Here is a 9,067-nt window from a genome sequence, read left to right on the forward strand (position 1 = left end):
CCAGGTACAGGATGGGACGGGTAGGGGCAGCGGGGGCGAACCCCTTTCACGACCTACCCCCCACCGCTCGCCCCGCCCCCCGCAACGCCCCCACCGCCGCCCGGATCGACGGCCGCCGATCCGCATCGGCCCGCCAGACCACGTACACATGCCTCCGCACCCGCTGCCGCAGCGGAACGGTGACCACTCCCGCCGGCACGGGATGACGGCCCAGCAGCGGCGCGATACATACCCCGAGCCCCGCCGCGACCAGCGCCAGCTGCGTATGCGTCTCCGCCGCACGGTGCCCGATGCACGGCTCGACGCCCTTGGACCGCAGCGTGAACATCAGCCACTCGTGACAGAACTCGCCCTCGCCCCACGTGATCCACTCGTCCTCGGCGAACTCCTCCAGATCCACCTCAGCCCGGTCGGCGAGCGGATGGCCCACCGGCATCGCCACGTCCGCCGGGTCGTCGAGGATCGCCGCCTTCACCAGACCGTCGGGCAGCGGCATCGGCTTGTTGTACCAGTCGAGCACCACCGCCAGGTCGAGGTCCCCGCGCACCACCCCGGCGACCCCGGCCTCCGGTTCCAGCTCGCACGACCGCAGCCGCAACCCGGGGTGTTCCGCGCGCAGGGCCGCGAGCGCGGCCGGGAACAGTCCGCGCGCGGCGGTCGGGAACGCCGAGAGCCGCAGCTCGCCCACCACCTGCCCGCGCTGTGCCTCCAGGTCGGACTGGGCCAGCTCGACCTGGGACAGGATGCGCGCGGCGTGGTCCGCGAGCAGCCGCCCGGCGTCGGTGAGGCGCACGCCCCGCCCGTTCTTGGCGAGGAGCTGCTGCCCCACCTCCCGCTCCAGCTTGGACATCTGCTGCGAGACGGCCGACGTCGTCACATGCAGCCCCTCGGCCGCGCCGCTGACCGAGCCGTGCCGGGCGAGGGCGTCGAGGGTGCGCAGGCGCTCCAGGTTCAACATGTAAGAGATTCTACGAGATAAGCCGAACACATACTCGCTTGTGCTACGAGATCGACTCCGGGATCGTGGTCCGCATGAGCCGCCTCACCACCCCGAAGCCCACGACACCGGCACCCCCGCCCGGCCCCACGCCTGCCCGCGCGTCCACCTCCACGCCGGCCCGCCCCCGCCCCGCCCTCGACTGGCGGGTCCGCTTCGGCGTGCTGTCCCTGATCTGGGGCTTCAGCTTCCTGCTGATCAAGGTCGGTACGCAGGGGTTCGCGCCGTTCCAGGTCACCTTCGGCCGGCTGCTGTTCGGTACGGCGGTCCTGGCGGCGGCGCTGGCGGTGAAGCGGGAGCGGCTGCCGCGTGGCGCGCGCACCTGGGGGCATCTCGCGGTGGCCGCGCTCCTGTTGAACGCGCTGCCGTTCTCGCTGTTCGCGTACGCGGAGCTGACGATCCCGTCCACCCTGGCCGGCATCTGCAACGCGACCTCGCCCCTGTGGGGCATGGCCCTGTCCCTGGTCGCGCTCTCGGAGGACAGACCCACTCGGGTGCGGGTGGCCGGTCTCGGCCTGGGCTTCCTGGGTGTACTGACCGTTCTGGGCGCCTGGCAGGGCTTCCACGGCCTGGACGCGACAGGCACGGCGCTGGCCCTCCTGGCGTCGCTCAGCTATCCGATCGGCTGGATCTACGTCCGCCGCACGCTGGCGGGGTCGAGCCACTCCCATCTGTCGCTCAGCGGCGCCCAGCTGCTGCTGGCCACCCTTCAACTGGCCGTGGTGACACCGCTGTTCACCGAGATACCCGACCGCCTCCCGGCTGGGCCACTGCTCGCGATCGTCGCCCTCGGCGCACTGGGCACGGGCTTCGCGATGCTGCTCCAGTACGGCCTGGTCGCCGAGACGGGGCCGACGACCGCCCAGATGGTCACGTACTTCATCCCGGTCATCGCCACGGTCGCGGGCGTCACCCTGCTCGGCGAGACCCTGGCCTGGTCGACCCCGGTGGGCGCGGTGGTGGTCCTGGCCGGGGCGGCACTCACCCAGGCCGATCCCGGCCGCCGTCGCCGTCGAGCTGAGCCCCAGCCATAGGTCCGCGCCGAGCACAGCAGCGGTCGCCCCCCCTCAGACAGAGGTCCGCGCCTGCGCCGGCCTCACCGCGGCGGCGATGGCGTCCGCCAGCGGACCCGTCTCCTGCGGGGTCAGTGTCGCGACGGTCACCCGGATACCGGAAGGGGCGTTCATCCGGAAGCGCGCGCCGGGGGCGACGGCCCAGCCGGCGTGCAGCAGCCGGGCGACCGCGCCGGTCTCGTCCGGCACGGGAATCCACACGTTGAGTCCACTGCGCCCGTGGGCCGCGACCCCGCGTCGCGCCAGCGCGTCGATCAGCGCGTCCCGGCGCCCCCCGTAGGCCGAGGCGACCCCGCGCGCGTCCAGCACGCCATCGGCCCACAGCCGCACGACGGCCCGCTGCAGCAGTCGGCTCACCCAGCCCGGCCCGAGTCGCTGCCGCCCGAGGACCCGGTCCACGGTGACGGTGTCCCCGGTGAGCACGGCGAGGCGCAGATCAGGGCCGTAGGCCTTGGCGACCGAGCGGACGAACGCCCAGTGCCGGGTGACTCCGGCCAGCGGGTGGAGGGGCTGGTCGACGATCCGGTAGCCGTGGTCGTCCTCGACGAGCAGGATGTCCGGGTACTCCCGGAGCACGGAACGCAGGGAACGCGCGCGCGTGGCGCTCAGTACGGCCCCGGTCGGGTTCTGCGCCCGGTCGGTGACGATCAGCGCCCGCGCCCCGGCCGCCAGCGCATGCCGTACGTCCTCGGCGACAGGGCCCTCGTCGTCGACGCCCACCGGAACCATGCGCAGCCCGAGTGCCGGTACGAGGTCCAGCAGCCCGCCCCACCCGGGATCCTCGACGGCCACGGTGTCACCGGGTTTGAGGTGTACGGCGAGGACGCGCTCGATGCCGTCCAGCGCGCTGGAGGTGACGGCGAGGGGCCCGTCCGGCACACCGTCGGTGTCGAGGTCGGCGCGGGCGATCCGGGCCAACTCCGGCTCCACGATGGCGTCTCCGTAGAGCACCGGCGACCGGTCGCCCTGCTCGCCCGCCGCCGCGAAGGCCGCCGCGAGTGAGGGCAGGAGCGCCGGATCGGGGTTGCCGTGCGCCATGTCACGCACCCCGGCCGGCACCTCCACCCGGATGTACTCCCGCCCGGTGGTGGCCGGCTTGGAGCGCACCCGGCTGCCGCGCCGCCCGTGCGTCTCGATGACCCCGCGTTCGCGCAGGGTCCGGTAGGCGGCGGCGACGGTGTTCGGATTCACCCCGAGCCGCTCCGCCAACTCCCGCATGGGCGGCAGCAGTTGCCCGGGTTCCAGCTCGCCGGCACCCACCGCGCGTTCGACGCTCGCGGAAATCTCTGCTGCGCCTCGGCCTTTGATCCGATATTCTCCTAGCACAACAGAGATTATGCACTAGTGCAATCGAGCCCGCAAGGAGACGAACGATGTCGGGGACCACACAGGGCGCACGGGATACGGCGGGCACGCAGGACGCGCAGGACGCCATACAGGGAGCGGCACCGCAGGGAGTTGCCGCCCAGTCCTCCCCACCACCCGCCGCCGACACCTACGCCCCTACCGACCGCACGGTGCCCACCCGCTCCCCCGGCCGGGCTTCGTACGACAAGGAGTCGGTGCACGCGATCCTCGACGAGGGATACGTCTGCCACCTCGGGTTCGTCCGGGACGGTGTGCCGGTCGTCCTGCCGACGCTGTACGGGCGGGTGGGTGAGCGCCTCTATGTGCACGGCTCCACCGGCTCGCGCCCGTTGCGGATGACGGGCCAGGCCGACCCTGGCCTCCCGGTGTGCCTGACGGTCACGCACGTGGACGCGCTGATCCTGGCCCGGTCCGCCTTCCACCACTCGATCAACTACCGCTCGGTGGTGGTCCACGGCATCGCCCACCAGGTGACGGACCCCGACGAGAAGCGCATGGCCCTTGATGCCCTGGTCGACCATGTCGTGGCCGGCCGCTCCGCGGACTCGCGCCCCGCCAACGCCAAGGAGCTGGCAGCCACCGCCGTGATCCGCGTCGACCTCGCCGAGGTCTCCGCGAAGGTGCGCACGGGCGGGGTGAACGACGAGCCGGAGGACCTCGCCCTCCCTCACTGGGCCGGTGTGGTCCCCCTGCGCAAGGGCTACGAAACCCCGGTCGACGACGCGGAGTTGGCGCCCGGCACCCAGCTCCCGGCCTACCTCACGGCACGCTGATCCGGATGCTGATCCACCCCTGGGACGCGCCGCGCGACGACGCGGAATGGCAACAGTGGCTGTCCACGCACGACTTCGGCCAGCTCGCCGTCAACGGCCTGGCGGGCGAGGCGCCGTACGTCCAGCCACTGCACTTCGCGTACGACGCCGAGCGCGCGGAGGCCGTCACCCATCTGGCCCGCCCGAATCCCCTCTGGCCCGCGCTGGAGAGGAGCCCGGTCGTCCTGCTCAGTGTGGTCGACGACTACACGTTCATCCCCGGACCGTGGCAGGCCGCGCCGGACGGTCCGTCCGAGCACGGAACGCCGACGAGCTTCTACTCTGCGGTCCAACTCCGCTGCACCGCCCACGTCGTGGACGACCCGGCGGAGAAGGCCGCCCTGCTCGACCGCCAGGTGGGCCACTTCCAGCCGGAAGGCGGCTCGGCGCGGGTGGCGCCGGGCGAGGAGCCGTTCGGGCGGATGCTCGCCGGTATCCGTGGCATCAGGCTCGAAGTGACGGACGTACGGGCGAAGTTCAAGTACGCCGAGAAGAAGCCGACGGAGGTCCAGGACCGTATCGCGGCCGGACTCGCGGCACGGGGCGGCCCAGGGGACGCGGAAGCACTGACGGTTCAGCGGCGCAGGCGGGGGCTGTAGGGAAGCGGGCCTCCCCCTGTCAGGTCGATGAACACGTCGACGAGCGCGTTGACGAGCATGTCGACGCACTCGCGCCCCGCGTCTCCGCCACCGCGAGCCCGGCCACCGCACCCAGCATCAACAGGGTGCCCACGACCGTCGCCGGCGTCAGCCGTTCACCGAGCAGAGTGACGGCGAGAACCGCCGCGCTCACCGGCTCCAGAAGCATGACCACGGAGACGGTCGCCGACCGCACGACGGCTGCTCCGGCGAAGTACAGCCCGTACGCCAGCGCGGTCGGCACGGCGGCGACGTACACCAGAAGCCCGGCGAGCCGCAGGTCGTCGCCGGTGTGCGGCAGGAGCCCCTCGGCGAGCCCGAGCGGCAGCAGGCAGAGCGTCGTGACGCCGAAGACCCTGACGGACGTGGCGAACGCGTCCGTTCCGCCGTCCCGCCCCCACCACCGGGTGAGGAGGGTCATCGCCGCGTACCCGGCCGCCGACACCAGGGCCCAGGCGACACCCGACGGTCGCACCTGAGCGCCGTCGCTGCCCAGCACCAGCACCGCGAGCCCGGTGAGCGCCCCGGCGACGGCGATGGTCCCGCCGGCCCCCAGCCGTTCGCCCAGGGTCAGCCGGGCGCCCAGCGCGATGAGAACGGGCCCGGCGCCGAGAGTAACGACGGTGGCGACCGCGAGGCCGGTGGCCTGGACGGACGCGAAGTACGCCGTCTGGAACACGGCCAGCAGGAACCCGGTCACCCCGGCCCGCAAGGCCTTTCGGCGCCACGGTTCGGACCTGCCGGCCGGACGGCGGCGCAGCGACCGGGCGAGGAGCAGCAGCACGAAGCCGCCCGCGCAGCGCCAGAAGGAGAGGGCGACAGGGCCCAGGTCGCTCACCCGGTAGACGAGGGAGGCGACGGCGCCCGCGGTACCCCAGGCGGCACCGGCGACGGTCAGGAAGAGCAGGCCTCGCCCGATGGGCAGACCGGAAACGGCATTCGACACGAGAGTCTCCGCAGACGCGCGAAGACCGGCCGAAAGCCGCCCGCCGCGCGGAAGTCGACGAAAGGACCCGAGCCCTCAGGGCTTCACGGGGTCCTCTGGCTTCGTCTGCGGGCAGCACCGTTCGGCCCGACGGCGATACGTCGGGCATGTTCTCGGGGAGCCCGCCTCAGGCGGCCGGAGGCGGAAGGACGAGTGCGCGCGCGTGCATGGTCGCGACCCTATGCGGCGGTACGGCGGGCCGCCACATCCTTTTCGGAGCCGCGGGCGACCGGCTCCGCCGACCCCTTGGCGGGCGCAGACGACTGTGCGATGAACGCCCCCACCAGCACCACCGCACCCCCCGCGATCTGGGGAGCCGAAAGATGCTCGCCCAGCAGCACCCAGGCCAGCACGGTCGCGATGACCGCCTCCAGACACGCCACGACCCCGGCGACCTGCGGCGAGAGCCGCCGCACGGCGAGGATGCCGGTGACGTAGGCGACGACCGTGGCGACCAGTACGATCCAGCCCAGCAACAACCCGGCCGCGACAGGTGTGCCGTTCATGTCCGCGGTGCCCGCCAGCACCGACCAGTCCATGCGCCACGGCCGCGCCACGACGGTCAGCACAAGGGCGCCGACCAGCAGACCGTACGCGATGACACCGAGCGGGTCCGGCGCCTCGTCACCCGCGTCACTGCCCTGGTCGGACAGGACGAAGTAGCCGACCTGGCAGCAGGCGGCGGCGACCGCGAGCAGCAGCCCCACGGCGTCGAAGCCGAGCCCGGACCAGATCTCGACGACACAGGCGAGCCCGCCGACCGCGAGGACGACACCGAGCGCGGCGGCGCGGGTCACGGGCCGCCGCTGCACGAACCGCACCCAGCCCAGCACCAGGGCGGGTGCGAGGTACTCGACGAGCAGGGCGACCCCGACCGGGATCCGGGAGATCGCGGCGAAGTAGCAGGCCTGGACCCCGGCCACGGCAAGCAGTCCGAACCCGGCGAGCAGCGCGGGCCGCCGGCGCACCAGCGCCCGGTGCCGTACGGCCAGGGGCAGCATCACCAGGGCCGCGCCCGCCACCCGCAGCCACACCACGTGCAGCGGATCGAGGCCCGCCTCGATCAACGGCTTGGCCGCGACCCCGGACCCGCCGAACGCGACCGCCGACACCAGCGCGAGCCCGAGCCCCACGCCCTTGCCTCGAACGACCTCACCACTCCCTGACGTACGCACCGGCACCATGATGGCAGGCGACGACATGAGCGTCACCCCCGATGACACCTGTCTCACCGACTGGACCGTCCCCCCGGGGACCGAGGGACCTGTCGAGCGGTGGGCTCACACAGGCCTGCGCCTCAGCGGTGACCGTCGAGTCCCTCGGCGTACTCCTCGCATCCGGCCGCCCTCAGTTCGACCTGCCTCAGCCGTTCCGGCAGCTCCCGCGCGTCGACTCCGCCCCGTCGCAGCACTTCGACGGCCCGGGACTGGGGATCCCCGATGATCGCCGCGAGCAGATCGACGCCGCGCGCCGGTGCGTCACCGCGTCGCGCGGCCCGTTCGCACGCCTCCTCCAACGCGCTCGCCGCGACCGGCGACCAGCCCGTCGTCCCAGCCGCCCCCGGCAGCACGGGCAGCGCGCCGGAGTCCTCGACCGAGCCCTGCCAGCGCAGCCCGTAGCCGATGCTGCGCTGCACGAGATAGCCGAGCAGCCGTGCGACCTGCGGGTCGCCGCCCTCGAACACCGCGCGCACCTCGGGGTCGGACTCCAGGAGCGTGTGCAGCAGATGGGCCGTGTCGATCTGCCGGTCCCCGTCCCGCACCGCTCGTCTGCGCGCGCCCGCGACCACCGCTGCCAGCTCGGAAGTGAGCCTGGCATCGTTGTCCAAGCGGTTCGCGCCGTGCTCGGTGGTCGACTGCCGGGGAATACGGGATCGCACACCCCCACCCCATCAGTCCCCGTACTTTCGGTCATCCCCGCGACGCACCATTTCCGTGTCCCACGGAAGGTGTGCACCGGCGGCGGAATCTCCTCCTTACGGAGGACATCACGCCGCTCCGCCAGGAAGTCGACGTAAGGGGCGCGCACGCCCATTCCGCGCGCCCCGGGCGCAACCGGAGCACCCTCTCGCACGTCCCACACCAGCATGGAGAGGTGCTGGCTGGTGGCGCTGCCGGCCACGGACGGGAGGCAGTACGTGTACCGGGTGTACGCCCCGGAGGACGCACTGCTCGCCGACCTGTTCTGGGAGGCATGGCACTGTCACGACGAAGGCCCCTTCCCCCGCGCGTGGGACCTGTTCGACGCGGCTGTCATACGGCGGGTCGGCTGAGCCGGTCCCGCCCGCCGGCTCACCGCGTCTATTTCTGACGGCTCGTCAGTATTGAATGTTCCGGCCCTTGCGACTACGTTCCGCGACACCGCAGCCCGAGACACAGAGGTGGTCGCATGGCCGAAATAAGCGCGGAGGCACAGATCCAGGCACCGCCGGAGAAGATCTGGGCGCAGCTGACGGACTGGTCGGCGTACGGAGCGTGGAACGCGACCCACACGAGCTTCCCGAAGGGCGGCCCCTCCACCCTCGAGATCGGCGGCACCTTCGAGGAGAACATGAAGCTGATGGGCTTCCCGGCCGAGGTCGAATGGACCATCGCGGAGCTGGAGCCCGCCCGCACGCTGGCCATCCGGGGCAAGGGACCGATGGCCGTGACCGTCGCCACGCGCTACACCCTCACACCCGACGGCGACGCCACGACAGTCCGCATCGACGGCGAGTTCACCGGCGCGGCCGTCTCCCTGATGGCCGGCAAGCTGAAGGACTCGGGGACGGCCGCCCTCAACGAGTCCCTGCGCAAGCTGGCCGGTCTGGTGAGCTGAGCCCGGCCGCCACGACCGTACGACACACAGCGCGAAACCGACCGCAGTCCGGCGGCGATCGCCCGGTCGAAGTACGGCTTGAACTGCGGCCTGGGTACGCCGATCTCGGGCCCGCCGAGCCCGAACGACACCAGCCCCTCCGGGCGCAGCCGGTCGTCGGTGGCGAGCCGCACCGTCTCCTCGGCGGATTCGAGCCCGGCCTCGCCCGGAATGTCGAAGCACCAGCGCAGTACGATCCCGAACTCGGCCTCGGCCGACTTGCGGGCGTCCTCGATCGCGTCCATGAAGGCGCGGTCGTCGATACCGCGGCGGACGGAGGAGAACGGGGTGATGGTCAGCTCGGCATACCTGACCTGCTGCCGTGCCATGTCGCGGGC

At 72.4% G+C, this 9,067-nt stretch carries 10 protein-coding genes and 1 pseudogene; 5 read left to right on the top strand and 6 right to left on the bottom strand.

The window, feature by feature from the left end; translation table 11 throughout:
* Window positions 1-46 precede the first annotated feature (46 nt).
* On the bottom strand, window positions 47-958 hold the full coding sequence (locus tag STRTUCAR8_RS16140; RefSeq protein ID WP_006376853.1) for a LysR family transcriptional regulator: 912 nt from the start codon (window positions 956-958) through the stop codon (window positions 47-49).
* Between the two features lie 74 nt (window positions 959-1,032).
* Here STRTUCAR8_RS16140 and STRTUCAR8_RS16145 point away from each other — a divergent pair, with 74 nt between their 5' ends.
* Entirely contained in the window at window positions 1,033-2,031 is a 999-nt protein-coding gene (locus STRTUCAR8_RS16145) for a DMT family transporter (protein ID WP_044472299.1), read from the top strand.
* Between the two features lie 33 nt (window positions 2,032-2,064).
* Here STRTUCAR8_RS16145 and STRTUCAR8_RS16150 read toward each other — a convergent pair whose 3' ends face one another.
* Window positions 2,065-3,396, bottom strand: a complete 1,332-nt coding sequence (locus tag STRTUCAR8_RS16150) for an aminotransferase class I/II-fold pyridoxal phosphate-dependent enzyme (protein WP_006376856.1) — start codon at window positions 3,394-3,396, stop codon at window positions 2,065-2,067.
* A gap of 47 nt (window positions 3,397-3,443) precedes the next feature.
* Between STRTUCAR8_RS16150 and STRTUCAR8_RS16155 the strand changes: the two genes are divergently transcribed.
* Together STRTUCAR8_RS16155 and STRTUCAR8_RS16160 are read left to right on the top strand one after the other, a co-directional pair.
* Window positions 3,444-4,211 (top strand): pyridoxamine 5'-phosphate oxidase family protein, encoded by a 768-nt coding sequence (locus STRTUCAR8_RS16155; protein WP_006376857.1) that lies wholly within the window; start codon window positions 3,444-3,446, stop codon window positions 4,209-4,211.
* 5 nt (window positions 4,212-4,216) lie between these two features.
* On the top strand, window positions 4,217-4,849 hold the full coding sequence (locus STRTUCAR8_RS16160; protein WP_006376852.1) for an FMN-binding negative transcriptional regulator: 633 nt from the start codon (window positions 4,217-4,219) through the stop codon (window positions 4,847-4,849).
* Window positions 4,850-4,868: 19 nt separating this feature from the next.
* On the opposite strand, the gene STRTUCAR8_RS16165 is transcribed toward STRTUCAR8_RS16160, so the two are convergent.
* The 3 genes from STRTUCAR8_RS16165 to STRTUCAR8_RS16175 form a co-directional block, all read right to left on the bottom strand.
* Window positions 4,869-5,834 (bottom strand): DMT family transporter, encoded by a 966-nt coding sequence (locus STRTUCAR8_RS16165; RefSeq protein ID WP_006376861.1) that lies wholly within the window; start codon window positions 5,832-5,834, stop codon window positions 4,869-4,871.
* A 218-nt stretch (window positions 5,835-6,052) separates the two neighbouring features.
* Window positions 6,053-7,054, bottom strand: coding sequence for an EamA family transporter (locus STRTUCAR8_RS16170; RefSeq protein WP_044472301.1), 1,002 nt, complete (start codon window positions 7,052-7,054; stop codon window positions 6,053-6,055).
* A 116-nt stretch (window positions 7,055-7,170) separates the two neighbouring features.
* Complete coding sequence (locus STRTUCAR8_RS16175) at window positions 7,171-7,752, bottom strand: Clp protease N-terminal domain-containing protein (RefSeq protein WP_006376854.1); 582 nt, start codon at window positions 7,750-7,752, stop codon at window positions 7,171-7,173.
* 225 nt (window positions 7,753-7,977) lie between these two features.
* Here STRTUCAR8_RS16175 and STRTUCAR8_RS53375 point away from each other — a divergent pair, with 225 nt between their 5' ends.
* Both STRTUCAR8_RS53375 and STRTUCAR8_RS16180 read left to right on the top strand, forming a co-directional pair.
* Window positions 7,978-8,145 carry a hypothetical protein gene (locus STRTUCAR8_RS53375; RefSeq protein ID WP_006376855.1) on the top strand — a complete coding sequence of 56 codons (168 nt, stop codon included), beginning with the start codon at window positions 7,978-7,980 and terminating at the stop codon, window positions 8,143-8,145.
* 116 nt (window positions 8,146-8,261) lie between these two features.
* The gene (locus STRTUCAR8_RS16180; protein ID WP_006376858.1) at window positions 8,262-8,690 is read left to right on the top strand and encodes a type II toxin-antitoxin system Rv0910 family toxin; all 429 of its coding nucleotides are present in this window, start codon (window positions 8,262-8,264) and stop codon (window positions 8,688-8,690) included.
* 35 nt (window positions 8,691-8,725) lie between these two features.
* Here STRTUCAR8_RS16180 and STRTUCAR8_RS55365 read toward each other — a convergent pair.
* A pseudogene (locus tag STRTUCAR8_RS55365) lies at window positions 8,726-9,067 on the bottom strand (adenosine deaminase); the annotation flags it as partial.

It is taken from the genome of Streptomyces turgidiscabies Car8 (genome assembly GCF_000331005.1).
Lineage (GTDB): Bacteria > Actinomycetota > Actinomycetes > Streptomycetales > Streptomycetaceae > Streptomyces > Streptomyces turgidiscabies.

What these genes read in the sequence shown, in the direction of transcription:
- STRTUCAR8_RS16160 (WP_006376852.1), top strand. Translation starts at nt 4,217, where the DNA reads ATGCTGATCCACCCCTGGGACGCGCCGCGCGACGACGCGGAATGGCAA.
- STRTUCAR8_RS16155 (WP_006376857.1), top strand. Translation starts at nt 3,444, where the DNA reads ATGTCGGGGACCACACAGGGCGCACGGGATACGGCGGGCACGCAGGAC.
- STRTUCAR8_RS16140 (WP_006376853.1), bottom strand. Translation starts at nt 958, where the DNA reads ATGTTGAACCTGGAGCGCCTGCGCACCCTCGACGCCCTCGCCCGGCAC.
- STRTUCAR8_RS16145 (WP_044472299.1), top strand. Translation starts at nt 1,033, where the DNA reads ATGAGCCGCCTCACCACCCCGAAGCCCACGACACCGGCACCCCCGCCC.
- STRTUCAR8_RS16180 (WP_006376858.1), top strand. Translation starts at nt 8,262, where the DNA reads ATGGCCGAAATAAGCGCGGAGGCACAGATCCAGGCACCGCCGGAGAAG.